This window comes from Psychrobacter sp. I-STPA6b, from assembly GCF_020662265.1.
Taxonomy (GTDB): domain Bacteria; phylum Pseudomonadota; class Gammaproteobacteria; order Pseudomonadales; family Moraxellaceae; genus Psychrobacter.
Genome location: NZ_VEWM01000017.1, coordinates 69,699 through 87,122, shown reverse-complemented (window position 1 = coordinate 87,122; position 17,424 = coordinate 69,699). Strand labels below are relative to the sequence as shown.

Genomic DNA, 17,424 nt, shown 5'->3' with positions numbered 1-17,424 from the left:
TGTACTAGCTCAAACCTAATCTGACAGTACCCCCAAATTGACGGTCAAGATGTCAGGTTATATTTGAGCTAAATTCTTTTGTGCCCAAACGGATTTACCCTCAGTAAGCGTTTGCATAGGTGTTCTACCACAGCACATCTTACCTTGATGAGTTCTTTCATAATTATAATAAACAAGCCAATCATCTAAATCAGCTTGTAGAGACTCTAGATTATCGTAAATCTTCTTTCGAAAAGCAATTTGATAAAACTCTTGTAAGATAGTCTTATGAAACCGCTCACAAATACCATTGGTTTGCGGGGATTTGGCTTTAGTCTTAGTATGATCTATATCATTGATAGCCAAATAAAGCTCATAATCATGTTGTTCTACCTTACCGCAATACTCAGTACCTCTATCTGTTAATATTCTAAGCATCGGTAACTCATGCTCTTGATAAAACGGCAATACCTTATCATTGAGTAAATCAGCAGCTGTAATCGGTGTTTTGGTATTATATAACTTAGCATGTGCTACCTTCGAATAAGTATCTACAAAGGTCTGCATATAAACACGTCCAACGCCTTTTAAATGACCGACATAGAAAGTATCTTGTGAGCCTAGGTAGCCTGGATGTGCTGTTTCAATCTCACCAGATGCTTCATCGTCTAGTTTTTTCTTTTCAAGTGCTGATATTTGCTCATCAGATAAGAGGATGCCTTCGGCTTCTACTTTTGCCTCTAATGCCTTTAAACGTTTATTGAAGTTTTCTAGGTTGTGTCTTAACCATATAGAACGTACACCACTGCCTGAAACAAAAATACCTACTTTTCTAAGTTCATTAGAGGTTCTGTGCTGACCGTGAGCAGGATAGTCTATGGCATGTTGTATGACAGCTTGTTCTGTGGACTCATCAACTCGATTCTTAAGGTTAGGTACTCGCCTTGATTGATTCACTAATGCGCCTATACCGCCGTTGTCTGCCATTTCTTTATAGCGATAAAAGGTGTCTCGAGAGACCCCCATTATTTTACAAGCTTTAGAGACGTTACCTAGCTCTTGAGCTAAGTTTAGTAAGCCTGCTCTGTGTTTGATGATTGGATTACTATTTGTGCTAGAATGGTTCATGTGTGTTATTCCTTATTTGATAAAGTTTAGACATCTTCATCAATTTGGGTAACACACTCTTTTTTAAAGTGTGATTGTCAGATTAGGTTGAGACTAGTACACATATATACTTAATTATTATTCCATTAAGCATATTCTATTGTAATTAATTATATAAATACGCACCATCATTTTTCATTATTAAATATAGCAATAAAGTTGGCTGGATCAGTAAAGGATCACACTACATTCCTACTTAAACATGTAGTACCATCTTAAATAAATAAACCCCAATCGCAGTTGCCAATAATGTCAGTCCTAAATGCAACGCAATCAGCCCCAATCCTGCTAATATGCGTCCGCCATCTATCAAAGTAAACACCTCAGCACTAAAGCTACTAAAGGTGGTTAAGCCCCCCAAAAATCCCGTTATTACAAACATTTTTAGATGCCCATGATACGCATGCTCCACAGGAATTTTTTCAAATACCACCAACGCCATACCAATAAGCAAGCCACCTAACATATTTGCCATCAACGTACCCGCAGGCAACCAAGACCACTGGCTCAAATGCGACAAACTGCTATTAAAACGAGCCAGCCATGCTCGCAAACACGCCCCAAATGCTGCCCCAATTCCCACCAATAAAAACGCTTGCCATTGCATACTTATTTATTCCTTTTTATTGCTTAAACGCTGATTGCTCACACTGCTGGTAGCTCATCAATGTTCCATCGTGGCACACAGCTAACTGCCAAATCATCACACTGCCCTGCCTGCAAACGCTGATAGCCTGCAAAGGCAATCATTGCCCCATTATCAGTACATAATGCAGGCGGTGCATAATGCACAGTGGCATTTATTTTATCCAGCTCATCAGCCAGTTGTTGCCGCAGTTGGCTATTGGCACTAACGCCTCCTGCAATAACCAAACGTTTCATCTGAGCTTGCTTTAAGGCTTTGACACACTTTTTCACCAAAGTATCCACCACCGCATACTGAAAACTGGCAGCAATATCGGCGCGTATTTTGGGGTCATCACCACTACCTTCAGTATCTTTAATCAAGTTATGCACTGCCGTTTTCATACCACTAAATGAAAAATCCAAGCCTTTATGTAGCATCGGACGCGGCAATTCATATGCATTTGGATTACCCGTTTCAGCAAGTTTTGCCACATTTGGGCCACCGGGGTAAGGTAAATTTAGCATTTTGGCTGCTTTATCAAAGCACTCCCCTGCCGCATCATCAATACTTTCACCCAAAATCTCATACTGCCCCACACCACGAGCCGCTACCAATAAGGTATGTCCACCCGATACCAGCAATGACACAAACGGGAAAGCAGGCGGATTTGCTGACATCAATGGGGCTAATAAATGCCCTTCCATATGATGCACACCAATGGCAGGAATACCCAATCCATACGCCAAACTTCGCCCGAATAATGCCCCTGTCATCAATGCCCCAATCAGTCCCGGCCCTTTGGTATAGGCGATGGCATCAATCTCAGACTTACTTATTTGGCACTGCTCTAATAGCTCATTAAACAGTGGCACAAGTTTGCGAATGTGGTCACGACTGGCAAGCTCAGGCACCACACCACCATAAGTGGCATGTAGCTCAATCTGTGAATACAGCACCTGTCCAATCAGTCCTTGATTATCACTGGTTATCTGCTCACTATCAAAAATTGCCAACCCTGTCTCATCACAAGAAGTCTCTAAACCTAATACTTTCACAACGCCCCTTATCTATATGACAAATCAATAAAAACCGCCATTGCCGATATGACAATGACGGTAGTTTAGCAAATTTCACTCATTTTATGCGGATAGATTGGCACACAGATTAGCTTGACCCTGCCACCATGTAGTCTACTGCTGCCTGCACTTGAGCTTCAGTTACTCCATTCACTGCTTGTGGTGGCATTTTGTTAAAGCCTTTGGCAGAATGCAAATACAAAGTATCTTTACCCTTAGCGATATGAGATGCCCACTCTGATTGATTGCCGTATTTTGGCGCACCAAGCATACCCGACTCATGACAGATTTTACACTGCTTTTCGTATAGCTCTTTACCAGCATTTGCATCTAATTGTGGTGCTTCTTTGGCTACCTCAACAGGCTCAGAGCTTTCTTGCTCTGATGATGTATCTGTTTTAGCAACATCATCCTTAGATTCAGGTTGTTCAGGTGTCGCCTCAGATACTTCTTCTGTATTTTGTACTTCAGAGTCATTTTGTTGTGCTTCATTTTGCTGAACTGTTGTTTGTTCTGGCTGAGTTGTCTCTGTTTTACTTGTTTGGGCAGCTTCCTGACTATCACTACAGGCTGAAAGCATCAAGCTCAAAGAGAACATGACACTGATTGTGACATATTTCATGACATAACCTCCTCAGTATTATATTCATGAAGGATAAATTGCTAGCTAAAATTTCTAATCACATAACTTCTGTTTATAGAAAAAGCTCTGTTATAGAAAAAGTAAAACACCTAAATTTTGAGCTGACTATTACTTGGGTTTTACTTTCGCTTGCTGTCTGTCTATGTCAAGCCATGCCTAAACAGCTTGATAGCCATTTTTTATGCACCACGTTGACATTTTTTACTACTGAGCAGCTTCTTCTGTACCACCATCAACAACGTCACTAGGCACAGGCTCACCCAAAGACGCAGCTTCTTCAATAGCATCTGCTTCTTTTTCCATATCTTCTGGTGTTGCAGTACCTTCTGCACCCTCAGCACTTGCCTCATCTGTTGCAGTGCCATCAGTGGCTTGTTCATCTGTAGAAGCTGCTGTAGCTTCTGGCAAATCTACAATCACAGGCTCAGGAGCATTTGCCAATGCTATCTCTTGTGCCTCTTCTACTTTATCAACTGCTGGTACTTCATGATGCTCTTTTGAGCAAGCCGTCATTAATGTACTCATACCCAGTACAACAGCAACAGATAACAGAGCTTTCTTGATATTGGTGTTAGTAAAAACAGTCATATTAATATCCCTAAAAAAATTGTTGAATTACTAATTTCACGCTCATTTTATCATAACTTTTTTCTTTAAACCTCAGTAAATCACAGCAGTCATTTTTGACTTTGTTTTATGATTCCTGTATAATTTTCACCCTTGCACTACTATATCTAATTTTTTCATCATGAAATGGTAAAGATTCTAAAGATATAGATAGCCAGTTATTAATCCTAGTTTGAGCTGATGCCTTACTATTATTGAGACAAGTAAAGCTAATACTAACGATACAGCCAAACTAATGTTATTCACGTCTCATTTCAATCCAAGGAGTCTTCATGCCTTCAGTTAAGGTTAAAGAAAACGAACCAGTTGATATCGCAATTCGTCGCTTTAAACGCGCTTGTGAAAAAGCTGGTGTACTATCTGACGTTCGTAAGCGTGAGTTTTATGAAAAACCAACTCAAGAGCGTAAGCGCAAAAAAGCTGCAGCCGTTAAGCGTTATAAGAAAAAGCTACAACGTGAGTCTATTCGTACCACTCGTAAGTACTAAAATATAAGTACTACATGAAAACTGTACGTTAGATTACAGATTATTCGTTTTCTTTAAGTAATAATAAGTAGTAACAAATAATATTTTTATTACCTTAAAACCACGAATACCAAAATGCCACTTTTGTCTTACGATTAAAGTGGCATTTTTTATGCTACAATTTCCATTACTTATGCAACAAAAAAAGGAACTTCTATGAGCGCACTTAAACAAACTATTACTGATACCATCAAAGAAGCAATGAAGGCTCGTGAGCTAGACAAAGTCAAAGTTTTACGAAATGTGCAGGCAGTGATTAAGCAAATTGAGATTGATAAGAAAGTTGAGCTAGATGATGCAGGGATATTAGATATACTACAAAAACAAATCAAACAACGCCAAGAGTCTTTAAAAGTATTTACTGACAATGGTCGTGATGATTTGGCACAAAAAGAACAGTTTGAGCTAGACGTCATCAATGAGTTTATGCCTCAGCAAATGAGCGAAGAAGAGCTTGCAGCACTTGTCAATGAAGAAGTTGCTACACAAAATGCCAGCTCAATGCAAGATATGGGTAAAGTGATGGGTGCATTAAAAGCAAAAACAGCTGGACGTGCTGACCCTGCGGTTATTTCACAGTTGGTTAAAAAAGCCTTACAAGGTTAAACTTCTATTAAGTTTTTATTTGTATCAAAGAACAATGAGCTAAGGCTTAAATGCTTTGGCTCTTTTTAATGTCTCTACTTCACCCTCAATACTCAGTAATAATGGTCGAGGATTAATTTGTCCAGAATGATTTAGCGAATTACTAGAGCTTGTATTTTGGTCATCTGTATGCGCTTGATTCCATTCTGCTAACAACTCTTCTGCCAACCGTTTCGCTTGCTGTAAAGAAACTTGTGCCTGCTCATAATCTGCTCGCCACATCTGAATTTGACTACGATAACGTAACGCATTAATCGTTGCTATCTGCGCTAACCCAGATTTTTCCTCTGTATTATACTGCTTTGCTAACAGCTCACTTGCCTGCTGCATCTGCGATAAAACAGTAATATCATGTGCCTGTCGAGATAATAAAGGTTTAAGCAATGCTTGCGCTGGTTGAGGCTTTCCTAAATGTAAGTAGACATCTGCCAGATATAAACGCAAATCTCTACGCTCAGGATACAGTGCATGTTGGGCTTGCAAAACTTTCTCAGCTTGCTGCCACTGACCTTGATATCCAAAAACCTGTGCTTGAGTAATCGCTAAAAGAGGTTGTAACTTTTGTTGTTGCTGTGTGGAAAGTTGTGCCAGCTCTGCTAGCAAATTATTAGCTTGTCTATATCGTCCATTTTTCCCATACCAATATGCCAATGCCAGTTTTGCACCCACACTTTGCTTAGCACCTGCAATTAACTCAGCTTCGGTCGTTTGTTGCGAAGAAGCCTTTATCCGCCATTTAAGAATGTCAAACATCTGCTGATGACGCTGAGACTGGCTAAGAGGTAATACTGGATAACGATTGGCTCGACTTTGCGCCTCACTTAAGCGCTCTGCACTCAATGGGTGGCTCATAATAAAGCTTGGCAAAAAACCTTGCTTATTATGATTTAACTGGTTTTGCTGATTTAAAGTGGCAAAAAATCGTGGCATGGCACGAGGGTCATATCCAGCCTGTGCTAAAATCTGCATACCAATACGGTCAGCCTCTCGCTCATTATCACGACTAAAAGCCATACGACTGTCCATCGCTGCTGTCTGGCTACCCATCATAATGGCTGCCGCCGCATCACCATCAGCACTTGAAGCAGCAATAGCAGCAAGTAACCCCCCTATTTGCATCAGCATCGCTCGGGTATTGGCATCTTGGCTATGTTCATAATGGCGTTGACTTAAATGAGCCACTTCATGTGCCAAAACACTGGCTACTTCATCTAGGCTATTGGCTTGCAATACCGTACCCACATTAAGACCAATCACGCCACCAGGTATGGCAAAGGCATTAATAGACGTATCATTAATAATTACCAATGCTAAAGGCGCTTGTGACCGTGCTTGTGCATTAATATCCCATGATACATTGCTTAAAACTTCTTGTACCCATGCATCATCTAAAGTATTCACATGTTGATTAAGTTGCTGTAATGACCACTTCCCTAATGCCTGATGATGATACTGCTCAACAAAGCGCCTACCTTCACTCAGCTCCGGTAATGCCAATGTATCTAATGTCGTGCTGGATGGATTATGTAGCATATTTGAACGACCATCGACAGAAAGATAGTTTCTCCCAGATGCTTGAGTATATGATTGCAAATGATTACTATCCTGCCCTAAATCACTTCGCCCTTGATTGATAAATACAGACGACTTCGGTTGAGATGACGCTACATATCCTTTCTCACTAGCTACCTGAGCATATGACTGTGACATGACAGATAATGAAATCAGAGAAGCCACAGATATACTATAAAGACCTACTTTAAATGAAGTCTTATTGGAGAAATACTGGTGGTTATCTTTTTGCATTATTTGACTCATTATCTATATTCCATCACATCATCAATCATAAGTTGAATTCATTATCGCTTTATCATAACTACCTGTTATAATAACGAACTCTAGCATAGCTTATCTGCCTTGTTAAACTATATCCACGTTGTTAATTTTTATGTCTTTGTCAACTATGTCATTATCAGCTCATACTGCTCCAACTGATGCTCAACCATGGCTTGCTAAGCTACCAACTGAGATAACTGAAACATTGACCGCACCCATTGAGACATTTATTGATGGACGCAATCTTGCATGCCCAATGCCCCTGCTGAAAACTAAAGTAGGTTTACGCACAGTCAATATGGGTAACATGCTGTATTTACTGGCAACTGACCCAAACTCACAAACAGATATCCAAGCATTTTGTCGCCAGTCCAATCTACCGTTGTACCAATATACGACACCTAATGACACAACAGAAGGTTTTGTTTATCATTTTTTTATTTTAAAATCCCAATAAACAGCATCATTATTTATCATCGCTTAATGATAAGGTTATTGCAAACATCTGTTACCAAAACCTTCAGCAACTTCTATCAACTATCCTTTACAATAGAATCATGGCATTTTATCCATAGAGTCAGTTCTCACTATTCTTCGAACATATCAAACAATCTATGGCAAAAGTGTTAGATATCCAGACACAATAAATACTGATACATAATAATGAAACTGGATAAACTCTGATACTAACTGATACATACTTTCATTAAGGTTAACTTTATGGCAAACTCAACACCTCCACTGTCTCCACCTAAAAAAAATAAATCCAAAAACAAAACTAAGAAAGATGATGACCTATCTACTCATGCTAAAAAATCATCATCTAAAATAAAAGCTGATAAAAATATAGATGTGGATATGGATATAGATTCAGACTTTGATACAGAGTTTGATGACATCATAGAAGCGCCACTTGATGCAGAAAATCATTTACCTGCAAAATATATCAGCCCCATGCCAGATACAAAAACACGGGACCTAGTACCAGCAATGCCCGTCAACCTAACAGCACCAGGCGTCAACCTTGGCGCATACATCAATAGTGTGCATCAGATTCCAATTTTGACACCTGAGCAAGAGCAAGAGTTGGCGCACCGTTATTATGATGATGGAGATATTGAAGCAGCACGTTTGCTGGTGATGTCACATCTACGCTTTGTCATTCATATTGCCCGCAGCTATTCAGGCTATGGTCTGCCTCAAGCTGACTTAATTCAAGAAGGTAATTTGGGTTTGATGAAAGCGGTCAAACGCTTTGACCCAAATAAAGGCGTTCGCCTTGTCTCTTTTGCAGTGCATTGGATTAAAGCAGAAATTCATGAGTTTGTGATTCGTAACTGGCGGATTGTCAAAGTAGCAACCACCAAAGCACATCGTAAATTATTTTTTAACTTGCGCAGTCTCAAAAAGACCAACAATCAGTTAACCTTAGAAGAGGCTGACGCCATTGCAAAAGACCTTAATGTCACCCGCAAACAAGTGCTGGAAATGGAGTCTCGCCTCACTTCATATGATGCTTCATTTGAGACACAGACAACAGATGATGACGATGGACGTTATGCCCCCCAGCTATTTTTAGAGGACAGCATTGACCCAGCAGAAGTGGTCGAAGAAGCAGACTGGGAAGAGAATAACAACCATGCCTTGATGAATGCCATGGATACTCTCGATGAGCGCTCACGTGATATCGTTGAACAGCGCTGGCTATCTGAGCAGAAATCTACCCTACACGAGTTAGCTGCTGTCTATAACATCTCTGCTGAACGAGTACGTCAGATTGAAAAAAATGCCATGGATAAAATTCGGGAAGCCATGACTATTGATAGTGTCATTATGCCTGACTAAATAGAGTATGTAGATGTAGATTGAGGTAATTGAGATATAGGAAAAACATATATGAACTGGACTGCTATCTCTGCCATCAATATGGCTCTAGCCGTTGCATTGGGTGCATTTGGTGCACATGCCATCAAAGCCATTGCCAGTATTGAGCAACTGGCATGGTGGCAAACAGCCACTCAATATTTCTTCTATAATGCGTTGGGATTATTATTTATTAGTATTCTCATTCGATTGGGTCATATCTCCCAGACACCCGCATGGCTAATTCAAACAGGCATCATTCTGTTTTCTGGTAGTTTATATCTGATGACACTGGGTGCACCACGTTGGTTTGGTGCTATTACCCCTATCGGTGGTACATTAATGATTGTTGGTTGGTTATGGTTGGCATTTACTGCCTTACGTTATCAAAACTAGCACCATGACAACTATCCATCTAGTATCTATTTGTCATCAACCATTCAAAAGTAAGTCGTAAATAAGGAAGCTTATGAGCCAGATTAGTGTCAATGGTAAAACCATGCAGACTTTACACCAAGCATTACCTGCCCTACTAGATGAGTTAGGACTCAATAAGGGACGCTATGCTGTAGAAGTGGATGGTGAGCTGATACCAAAATCACAACTAGACAATGTTACGCTACAAGATGGTATGGTCATTGAAGTGGTACAAGCTGTTGGTGGAGGCTAACACACTAAACTGCTCAGTAATTAAACAGAATTAGTAATGATTAATAGCCATCTGTGAGCATACCACCTAAAGCCGTATACACTCAATGCTCATATTATAAAAAGCTCTCCATATATGTCATAAAAAAAGCACTGACTTTAACATCAGTGCTTTTTGACTTGCTTTGTCCCATCCTGAATAAAATCCAGAAAATAGGTTAAGCAACTTCATCATCCATATCTGTTGATTGATATCGTGCTTCACGCTTAGCAGTACGTGTCATACGGTCTTGACGGGTTTTATACTTACGCACTTGGCGATCTAGCTTCTCTGCCATTTCATTAATGGCTCGATACATATCGTCATCATATGCTTGCACAAACATTTCCTGTCCAGAAACACGTAGAAGTGCTTCGGCTTTGTGGTTATTTTGTCCAGCGTGGCTACTTTGGCTATGATGGTTATCCAGTGATAAGATGACTTTGATACTTTGAATTTGATCCAAATGACGCTCAACCTTGGCTAGCTTATCCATAACATATTGTTGCATGGCATCTGTAACGCTGATATGGTGACCACTAATAGAAATGTTCATACTCTGTCTTCCTTTTACTGTGACATCGTAGGGTGTCATGTGTTTATCATATTATGTATCTTAGACAAACATTTGTCTTGATAGATACTTGCGTACATCCAAAAAAATCATCTGTTGTATTTGACATGATTGTATTTAACATCCCTGATAAATATTTAAGTAGTTAAGTTTGTCATGATGAGTGGATGTGTCTTTAATTTGTCATGAAAATGCAGTAGACGCAAGCACTTTTTATGTAAAGAAATGTAATTCCTTATTCCGTTTTTTTCTATTTTATATATAATTCCAAAATTTTGTTTTTTATCTAATAGTTATCTATCTTGGTTGATAAACACCTGTTAAAAATTCTCTCTCAATCTTTAAGCAATAAAACCCCATACTCAACGTCTACCACTTCTATTCAGCACCGAACATCCGAACATAGAAACTTTTTATCAAGATTTTATCAAAAGTGCCTTGCTTTAGACGATGAATACAGCATCATTAAAATTTTTGTTTGCGTTGTGTTGAAGAACCAATATTCATGGCTTCACGATATTTTGCAACTGTACGTCGGGCAATATCAATACCATCTGTCTCTAGGCGCTTTTGAATCGCACTGTCTGAAAGTGGTTTTTTAGGGTCTTCTGAGGCTATCATCTGCCGAATCATTTCGGTAATTGCCGTTGAGGACACTTCCCCATCACTGCTAGCAACGTGTGATGAAAAAAAGTATTTAAGAGAGTATAAGCCCTGCGGGGTTAAAATATTTTTACTGGTTGTAAGTCTTGAGACGGTAGATTCATGCAGACCCACTTCATCAGCCACATCTTTTAAAATCATGGGTTGCATGGCAACGGCGCCTTGCTGTAAAAAGGCTTGCTGACGCTTAATAATACATGTCGCTACTTTGAGTAAATTTTGGTTACGCTCTTCAATACTGCGGATAAATAAGCGGGCATCTGTTAGGTTATCACGTAGATATACATTATCAGGACTATCATCACCACGTTTAATTAAACTGGCATAGGTTTGATTGACACGCAGTTTTGGTAAGATATCCTGATTTAATTTGACCTGCCAGCTACTGGTTTGCCCTGTGTTTTCATCCACTACAGCACTTACCAATACATCTGGTACATCATAGCTTTCTGGCTCATTACCATAAACTGGCTGAGCATTGGTAAAGGCTAATCCTGGTGCTGGATTTAATGTACGAATCAATGCCAGTGCATCAGCAATGTCTTCTTTTTTGATGCCTGTTTGTTGTATTAACGCTTTAATATTATTACTAACCAGATGCTCATGCCCATCTAATAATTGTATGGCTTGTGTCCGATAAGGGGTATCTTGTGGTAGTTTTTTTAGTTGCAATTGTAGACATTCTGCAAGGTTGCGTGCACCAACACCTAATGGCTCACAGGACTGGATGATATGTAAAACCATTTCAATCTGCTCAATATCAACCTCTTCTTCCCATTGATAAAAACTTGCCATGGTATTTAATGTACGCTCTAAATCCTCTAATACCAGATTTATAAACCCAGAATCATCAATGGCATCGACCAGATAATCAGCAATCAGCATATCCATCTCAGATAGATGCTTAAAGTTTAACTGCCAGCGTATGTGGTCTTGTAAGTTGGTTGTGGTTGCACCTTGGTAGTCATCCATATCTTGTACTTCTGGACTGGCTAAGGCAGTGGGTGCATGTGTATAGATATCATCCCAACTACTATCAACTTCTAACTCACCAATGCTATCTTGTGCCAGATGCTCAGCACTATCTGGCACAGATGTACCTTCATATTCTAACTCTGGTGAGATAGACTCTGCTTGAGACTCAGACAAATTGTCACGCATATCTTCTTGTTCTTGCTCTGAGTCAGCAAAAATCTCATCCTCTTCTATACGCTCTAACATCGGGTTACTATCTAGCTTGAGCTGGACTTCTTGTGCCAACTCAAGGCTAGATAGTTGCAACAGCTTAATAGCTTGTTGCATCTGTGGCGTTAGCTTCTGTGTTGTACTCAGGTTGGCAGTTAAGCCAAATGACATACTCATAAATATTTTAATGTCCTAAATGTCATAAAAAACCGACAAAAAATTATTATTTAGATGTTTTCCATTTTCTGGTATTGTTATCTTTAACAAAAAAACTGATGCAAAATTTATACCAAAGAAAATAATATAAGTAACTTTTGCTAAACTATTTTACTCATCAATCATGAGGATATCTCCATGAATGATTCGACAAAACCCATCGTTGCATGTATTCAGCTCAATAGCCAACGAGATGTGGATACCAATTTACAGCTCGTAAAACAAAGTGTCGCTCTTGCTCACAGTCAAGGTGCTTCTCTAGCTGTACTACCAGAGAATGCGTTATGTATGGGTAATCAGTTTGCTACTGCTGAGCGCTTTGATGAATTATCACAAAAACTTGCCAATATCGCCACACAATATAACATCCATCTACTAGCAGGGACGTTACCATGTCCTTACCGCCCTGATGGCTCTACCATTGCGGATGGTCGATTACGCCAGTCTAGTCTACTATTTGCACCAGATGGTCAGTGTCTTGCACGTTATGATAAGATTCACCTGTTTACTGCCACTGTTAATGATGCTCATGGTCGCTATGATGAATCAGCCACCTTTGAGGCAGGTGAACATACTGTTGTTGCTACCTGTGAGCTAAACCACATACCAGTTACTATCGGGATGATGGTCTGCTTCGATTTACGTTTTCCAGCTTTAGCTCAACGACTCCGACAAGCTGGCGCACAGATACTAACAGCACCATCAGCATTTACCTATCGTACTGGTGAAGCCCACTGGCGTATGCTATTACAAGCACGAGCACTAGATTCACAATGTCTGGTTATTGGTGCTTCTCAAGGAGGCAGACATCACTATTCCAAAAATAAACATCGTGATACTTGGGGGCATGCCACAATAGTAGATGCCAATGGAGTCATACTCGCAAGCCATGATACGCAACGAGCAAAAACCATTGCAAATGCGCAAGAAGATAGCACAACCACTGCTCCAGTGGTAATTTTGGCTGAGTTTGACCACCAAGCACAGCAACAATACCGACAAAATATGCCGTTATTTCAGTGTCACCGCCTTGCTTAATAACCGTTCTTAATGATAGCTCTAAATAACAGTTACCATAACCTATGGTCAGCTAATATTAATATGAGATATACCCCAAATATCTTACTTTCTTAGCTTAGCTCAGTTAGGCTCATTAGGTTAGGTTTGTTGAGTTGATTTAGCTGGCTTAGTCGACTTAGAAAACTGTTTAGAAGACTGTGTAGATATAGCTGTTTGCACAGACTGTACTGCACGTGGATGTGCCTTATCATATACTTGGGTCAATTTAGCAAAGTCAACATGAGTATAAATTTGTGTGGTACTGATATCACTATGCCCTAATAGCTCTTGTACTGCTCGTAAATCACCACTGCCTGACAACATATGTGAGGCAAAACAATGCCGTAATAAATGAGGATATAAATTCTGCGCAATACCAGCTCGGGTAGCCGCAACTTTTAACCTCTGTTGCACAGCTCGGGTAGTTAAACGCGTACCCAGCTTTTCACTGATAAATAGCGCATTATCGCCCTGCTCTTCCCACAAGTAACGATGTGGTAAATAGGCATTTATTGCAGCAATGGCTTTACTACCTACAGGCACAATACGGACTTTATTACCTTTACCTTGCACGCGCACTTGCCCAAGTTGTGTCTCTGTATCTATCTCTAAATCAGACACATCCAATGCAACCAACTCACCGACTCGCAATCCACTGCTATATATCAGCTCAAACATTGCCTTATCACGCACCCACAACCTTGCCTGCTCAGGGGTATCTGGCATAGACTGGTCAAGTAGCTGTGATAACAGGTCAACATCTGCAATTGTGGGTAATGGACGAGGTTCACGCTTCAGTTGAAAGCCTGTTGTTGGATTAACACGAGCCAACTCCTCTTCAATCAACCATGTATAGAAGTGACGAATTGCTGATAGCTCTTGCTGAACACTGGCAGTTGCTAACGCGTCTTTTTCTAGGCGCTTAGCAATATACTGGCTAAACTTACGTTTATCACAGCGTGTCCAAACCAGTTTTTGTGCCAATAAAAACTGTCCTAGCTGGTAAAGGGCAGAGAAATAAGCCTGCAATGTATGATAAGACAAATTACGCGCAGATAAGATATTTAACCAGCGCTGTACTGGTGTAAATAACTCTCTCTCACGTTTTGGTAGACGAGTATAGTCATACTTATCAAATGCCAAAGACTCAGTTTGTATGCCACTGACTATCTGGCTATCCAGCTCTATTTTCTCTGTAACCATCTTCACCTAGACTATCAATATCTGATTAAACATCAAATATCGCTATTTTGTACTGGTGTTATGCCTGCTTGAGCCATCAAACCATCTGGGCTAAAGACACCCTCATAAACAAAGGCTGTTGGACCTGTCATCATCAGTGAATAACCTTCCTGCCAGCGCACCAATAAACTGCCACCGTATAGCTGTACGCGCACATCAACGCCCTCATCTATCCAGCCTTCACGCACACCAACAGCAACCGCCGCACAGGCTCCTGTACCACATGCCTGTGTCTCACCCACGCCCCGCTCATAAACACGTAAGCGCACATGACGCTGGTTCATCACCTGCATAAACCCAACATTCACACGCTCAGGAAACGCACTATGGGACTCAATAGCAGAACCCAGCTTTTCCACTTCTGCTTCTAAAATATCATCAACCTTGATGACAGCATGCGGATTTCCCACATTTGCGACATACAGTTGAACTGGCTCACCTTCAACGTTTAGATGATACGCATTTTGTATTTTAGTAATGGCTTTGGGGGTAAATGGAATTTCTTCAGGCTCAAAGCTTGGTTTACCCATATCTACCTGTACCCAACCATAACGATCTGTAGACAGTGTTAAAATTCCCCCTGCTGTCTCAACCCGTAAACGCTGTTTAAATGACAACTTACGTGCCTGTACAAAACGGGCAAAACAACGAGCGCCATTACCACATTGTTCCACTTCTGTTCCATCTGTATTAAAAATGCGATAGCGGAAATCGACATCAGGGCGCTGTGGTGGTTCAACTACCAAGAGCTGATCAAACCCAATACCCAGATGACGGTCACCTAATAACTGTACCAGCTCAGGTGTTAAATCCAAACGCTGAGTGACCAAATCAATGACCATAAAATCATTACCCAGTCCATGCATTTTCGTAAATTCTATTAACATAATTGTCATTCCTACGCTATTATTTATCTTGTGTCAACTTATCTTATCATGCTCATCATGGCAATCATAATACATCCTTGTCACTTCATCTGCTAATACAAAATTAGCTAAAAATACCAATTTCTGAGCATCAAAATATCTTTACCTCTATTACACTCTATTATGACAACCTCAATCATACCTACTTTAAATACATCTAAAAAACCTAATTACAAAGGTATAATTTCTTAATTTACAACTAGTTAATCAAGAAAACCTACTGTTCTCTTATTAACTTTATTATAACAACTCTCAAAAGCAGCTTCATTCTAGCATGAATCATTATGTATCAATTTATATAAATTTTGCATTAAAACTGAAAAAACCCATAAAACACAATGTCTATGGGTTCTAATGCTGTTAGCTACAAACAAATTTTTAATTAAGAATAGATTACAAATCCGTCCATAACACACTTGATAACGAAGAATCTCTCTATCTTACCTTCCAACCTTATGACAGCAATGCTTGCTCTTGTGCAAATAACTGCTCAATTGTCTCACGTGGACGAATTAACCAATGCTGATCTTCAGAGACCATCACTTCAGCAGCTCGCGCTCTGGTATTATAGTTACTACTCATCACAAAGCCATAAGCCCCAGCACCAGTAATGGCTAACACATCACCGACTGCTAATGATAATAAGCGCTGTTTTGCCAGAAAATCTCCCGTTTCACAAATTGCCCCTACAATCTCCCAGCATTTATAGGTATCTATGCCCAGAGAGCTAGGAAGCACTGCTGGTAATACTGCCATTTGTGCTTGATAAAGTGCCGGACGAATTAAGTCGTTCATAGCAGCATCCACAATAGCAAAGTTTTTATGCGCTGTTGGTTTCAGCACATCAACTTGCGTTAATAAAATACCTGCATTGGCGACGATACTACGCCCCGGCTCTAAAAACAGCTTGAGATTTAACGCTTGTAACTTCGGCAATAAAGCCTCTGCAAAATCAGCAATACTAACGGGTGTCTCATCAATATAACGAACACCCAAACCACCACCTAGGTCAATATGCTCAAGTGTGATGCCTTTTTCTTGTAGTGTCTCAACCAGTTCAATCACTTTATCTAGTGCTGCTAAAAATGGCGCAACTTCTGTTAGCTGTGAGCCAATATGACAGTCAATACCCACTACCTGAATATTGGAAAACTCTGCTGCCTGCTGATAAACAGCCACCGCTTCTTCGTGTGTTATTCCAAATTTATTATCACGTAGACCCGTTGAAATATAGGGATGTGTTCCTGCATCGACATTAGGATTCACACGTAATGATATCGGCGCAACTTTGTCTAAACGTCGCGCTACTTTTTGAATCAGCTCCAACTCACTGACTGACTCCACATTAAAGCAGCCAATCCCAGCCTGCAATGCTGCCTCAATGTCTTTTTTTGTTTTTCCTACACCAGAAAAAACCACTTTTTTAGCATCGCCACCAGCAGCCAAAACCCGTGCTAACTCACCACGAGAAACTATATCGAACCCTGCACCAGCTTCTACCAAAACTTTCAATACAGAGAGATTAGAGTTTGCCTTTACAGCATAACAAATCTGATGATCTATCATAGCAAAGCTATTTTCATATGCCTCATAAGCAGACAAAATCGCCTGTTTTGAATATACATATAAAGGCGTGCCATACTCCTGTACCAATGTATCTACGCACACATCCTCTATGCATAAAGCTTCATATTGGTATTGTAGACTTGGCAATGTATTCACAAATTCCTCAGGATGAATAAGCAATCCTTCCTCGGTCGATGAAATAATCGTATCGACTGGCTGACTTGTACTCATAATTATCTTCCACAACTGACTAAATTAAGGGTTTTATTGGACATCAAACCATAAAATATTATGATTGTAACACGACCACGCAA

18 protein-coding genes are annotated in these 17,424 nt (G+C 40.1%); 7 read left to right on the top strand and 11 right to left on the bottom strand.

Features of this window, described 5'->3' with window-relative positions; translation table 11 throughout:
• Positions 1 to 57 precede the first annotated feature (57 nt).
• From FHK88_RS02860 to FHK88_RS02840, 5 genes are all read right to left on the bottom strand, one after another.
• Positions 58 to 1,107, bottom strand: a complete 1,050-nt coding sequence (locus tag FHK88_RS02860) for an IS481 family transposase (protein ID WP_227429178.1) — start codon at positions 1,105 to 1,107, stop codon at positions 58 to 60.
• Between the two features lie 235 nt (positions 1,108 to 1,342).
• Positions 1,343 to 1,753, bottom strand: coding sequence for a CrcB family protein (locus FHK88_RS02855; RefSeq protein ID WP_227429279.1), 411 nt, complete (start codon positions 1,751 to 1,753; stop codon positions 1,343 to 1,345).
• 38 nt (positions 1,754 to 1,791) lie between these two features.
• On the bottom strand, positions 1,792 to 2,829 hold the full coding sequence (gene tsaD, locus FHK88_RS02850; protein ID WP_227429278.1) for a tRNA (adenosine(37)-N6)-threonylcarbamoyltransferase complex transferase subunit TsaD: 1,038 nt from the start codon (positions 2,827 to 2,829) through the stop codon (positions 1,792 to 1,794).
• Positions 2,830 to 2,938: 109 nt separating this feature from the next.
• Positions 2,939 to 3,472, bottom strand: a complete 534-nt coding sequence (locus FHK88_RS02845) for a c-type cytochrome (RefSeq protein ID WP_227429277.1) — start codon at positions 3,470 to 3,472, stop codon at positions 2,939 to 2,941.
• A gap of 225 nt (positions 3,473 to 3,697) precedes the next feature.
• Complete coding sequence (locus FHK88_RS02840; protein WP_227429276.1) at positions 3,698 to 4,081, bottom strand: hypothetical protein; 384 nt, start codon at positions 4,079 to 4,081, stop codon at positions 3,698 to 3,700.
• Between the two features lie 311 nt (positions 4,082 to 4,392).
• Between FHK88_RS02840 and rpsU the strand changes: the two genes are divergently transcribed.
• Both rpsU and FHK88_RS02830 read left to right on the top strand, forming a co-directional pair.
• Entirely contained in the window at positions 4,393 to 4,608 is a 216-nt protein-coding gene (rpsU, locus tag FHK88_RS02835; RefSeq protein WP_227429275.1) for a 30S ribosomal protein S21, read from the top strand.
• 195 nt (positions 4,609 to 4,803) lie between these two features.
• Complete coding sequence (locus FHK88_RS02830) at positions 4,804 to 5,253, top strand: GatB/YqeY domain-containing protein (RefSeq protein WP_227429274.1); 450 nt, start codon at positions 4,804 to 4,806, stop codon at positions 5,251 to 5,253.
• Between the two features lie 39 nt (positions 5,254 to 5,292).
• Here FHK88_RS02830 and FHK88_RS02825 read toward each other — a convergent pair whose 3' ends face one another.
• Complete coding sequence (locus tag FHK88_RS02825; protein ID WP_227429273.1) at positions 5,293 to 7,110, bottom strand: M48 family metalloprotease; 1,818 nt, start codon at positions 7,108 to 7,110, stop codon at positions 5,293 to 5,295.
• A 145-nt stretch (positions 7,111 to 7,255) separates the two neighbouring features.
• Here FHK88_RS02825 and FHK88_RS02820 point away from each other — a divergent pair, with 145 nt between their 5' ends.
• The 4 genes from FHK88_RS02820 (at position 7,256) to thiS (ending at position 9,661) form a co-directional block, all read left to right on the top strand.
• Positions 7,256 to 7,585, top strand: a complete 330-nt coding sequence (locus FHK88_RS02820) for a sulfurtransferase TusA family protein (protein WP_227429272.1) — start codon at positions 7,256 to 7,258, stop codon at positions 7,583 to 7,585.
• Between the two features lie 497 nt (positions 7,586 to 8,082).
• Positions 8,083 to 8,973, top strand: a complete 891-nt coding sequence (gene rpoH, locus FHK88_RS02815) for an RNA polymerase sigma factor RpoH (protein WP_413680429.1) — start codon at positions 8,083 to 8,085, stop codon at positions 8,971 to 8,973.
• Between the two features lie 51 nt (positions 8,974 to 9,024).
• Positions 9,025 to 9,387, top strand: coding sequence for a DUF423 domain-containing protein (locus FHK88_RS02810; RefSeq protein WP_227429270.1), 363 nt, complete (start codon positions 9,025 to 9,027; stop codon positions 9,385 to 9,387).
• A gap of 73 nt (positions 9,388 to 9,460) precedes the next feature.
• Positions 9,461 to 9,661, top strand: coding sequence for a sulfur carrier protein ThiS (gene thiS / locus FHK88_RS02805; protein ID WP_227429269.1), 201 nt, complete (start codon positions 9,461 to 9,463; stop codon positions 9,659 to 9,661).
• Positions 9,662 to 9,857: 196 nt separating this feature from the next.
• Here the strand turns inward: thiS and hpf are convergent, their stop codons facing one another.
• Both hpf and FHK88_RS02795 read right to left on the bottom strand, forming a co-directional pair.
• Positions 9,858 to 10,235, bottom strand: coding sequence for a ribosome hibernation-promoting factor, HPF/YfiA family (hpf, locus tag FHK88_RS02800; RefSeq protein WP_227429268.1), 378 nt, complete (start codon positions 10,233 to 10,235; stop codon positions 9,858 to 9,860).
• A 483-nt stretch (positions 10,236 to 10,718) separates the two neighbouring features.
• Positions 10,719 to 12,278, bottom strand: coding sequence for an RNA polymerase factor sigma-54 (locus tag FHK88_RS02795; protein ID WP_227429267.1), 1,560 nt, complete (start codon positions 12,276 to 12,278; stop codon positions 10,719 to 10,721).
• A 177-nt stretch (positions 12,279 to 12,455) separates the two neighbouring features.
• On the opposite strand from FHK88_RS02795, the gene FHK88_RS02790 reads away from it, so the two are divergent.
• A complete protein-coding gene (locus FHK88_RS02790; protein WP_227429266.1) occupies positions 12,456 to 13,355 on the top strand; it encodes a nitrilase-related carbon-nitrogen hydrolase in 900 nt (299 codons plus the stop codon).
• Positions 13,356 to 13,475: 120 nt separating this feature from the next.
• Here FHK88_RS02790 and FHK88_RS02785 read toward each other — a convergent pair whose 3' ends face one another.
• The 3 genes from FHK88_RS02785 to lysA all read right to left on the bottom strand — a co-directional run bounded on the left by FHK88_RS02785 (position 13,476) and on the right by lysA (position 17,341).
• Positions 13,476 to 14,579 carry a tyrosine recombinase XerC gene (locus FHK88_RS02785; protein ID WP_227429265.1) on the bottom strand — a complete coding sequence of 368 codons (1,104 nt, stop codon included), beginning with the start codon at positions 14,577 to 14,579 and terminating at the stop codon, positions 13,476 to 13,478.
• A gap of 32 nt (positions 14,580 to 14,611) precedes the next feature.
• Complete coding sequence (gene dapF / locus FHK88_RS02780) at positions 14,612 to 15,505, bottom strand: diaminopimelate epimerase (RefSeq protein ID WP_227429264.1); 894 nt, start codon at positions 15,503 to 15,505, stop codon at positions 14,612 to 14,614.
• 492 nt (positions 15,506 to 15,997) lie between these two features.
• Positions 15,998 to 17,341 (bottom strand): diaminopimelate decarboxylase, encoded by a 1,344-nt coding sequence (lysA, locus tag FHK88_RS02775; protein WP_227429263.1) that lies wholly within the window; start codon positions 17,339 to 17,341, stop codon positions 15,998 to 16,000.
• Positions 17,342 to 17,424 lie beyond the last annotated feature (83 nt).

Coding starts and splice junctions, on each gene's coding strand:
- FHK88_RS02790 (WP_227429266.1), top strand. CDS start 12,456: ATGAATGATTCGACAAAACCCATCGTTGCATGTATTCAGCTCAATAGC.
- thiS (WP_227429269.1), top strand. CDS start 9,461: ATGAGCCAGATTAGTGTCAATGGTAAAACCATGCAGACTTTACACCAA.
- FHK88_RS02825 (WP_227429273.1), bottom strand. CDS start 7,110: ATGAGTCAAATAATGCAAAAAGATAACCACCAGTATTTCTCCAATAAG.
- FHK88_RS02820 (WP_227429272.1), top strand. CDS start 7,256: ATGTCATTATCAGCTCATACTGCTCCAACTGATGCTCAACCATGGCTT.
- dapF (WP_227429264.1), bottom strand. CDS start 15,505: ATGTTAATAGAATTTACGAAAATGCATGGACTGGGTAATGATTTTATG.
- FHK88_RS02845 (WP_227429277.1), bottom strand. CDS start 3,472: ATGAAATATGTCACAATCAGTGTCATGTTCTCTTTGAGCTTGATGCTT.
- rpoH (WP_413680429.1), top strand. CDS start 8,083: ATGCCAGATACAAAAACACGGGACCTAGTACCAGCAATGCCCGTCAAC.
- FHK88_RS02840 (WP_227429276.1), bottom strand. CDS start 4,081: ATGACTGTTTTTACTAACACCAATATCAAGAAAGCTCTGTTATCTGTT.
- lysA (WP_227429263.1), bottom strand. CDS start 17,341: ATGAGTACAAGTCAGCCAGTCGATACGATTATTTCATCGACCGAGGAA.
- FHK88_RS02785 (WP_227429265.1), bottom strand. CDS start 14,579: ATGGTTACAGAGAAAATAGAGCTGGATAGCCAGATAGTCAGTGGCATA.
- rpsU (WP_227429275.1), top strand. CDS start 4,393: ATGCCTTCAGTTAAGGTTAAAGAAAACGAACCAGTTGATATCGCAATT.
- FHK88_RS02810 (WP_227429270.1), top strand. CDS start 9,025: ATGAACTGGACTGCTATCTCTGCCATCAATATGGCTCTAGCCGTTGCA.
- FHK88_RS02830 (WP_227429274.1), top strand. CDS start 4,804: ATGAGCGCACTTAAACAAACTATTACTGATACCATCAAAGAAGCAATG.
- hpf (WP_227429268.1), bottom strand. CDS start 10,235: ATGAACATTTCTATTAGTGGTCACCATATCAGCGTTACAGATGCCATG.
- FHK88_RS02860 (WP_227429178.1), bottom strand. CDS start 1,107: ATGAACCATTCTAGCACAAATAGTAATCCAATCATCAAACACAGAGCA.
- FHK88_RS02855 (WP_227429279.1), bottom strand. CDS start 1,753: ATGCAATGGCAAGCGTTTTTATTGGTGGGAATTGGGGCAGCATTTGGG.
- FHK88_RS02795 (WP_227429267.1), bottom strand. CDS start 12,278: ATGAGTATGTCATTTGGCTTAACTGCCAACCTGAGTACAACACAGAAG.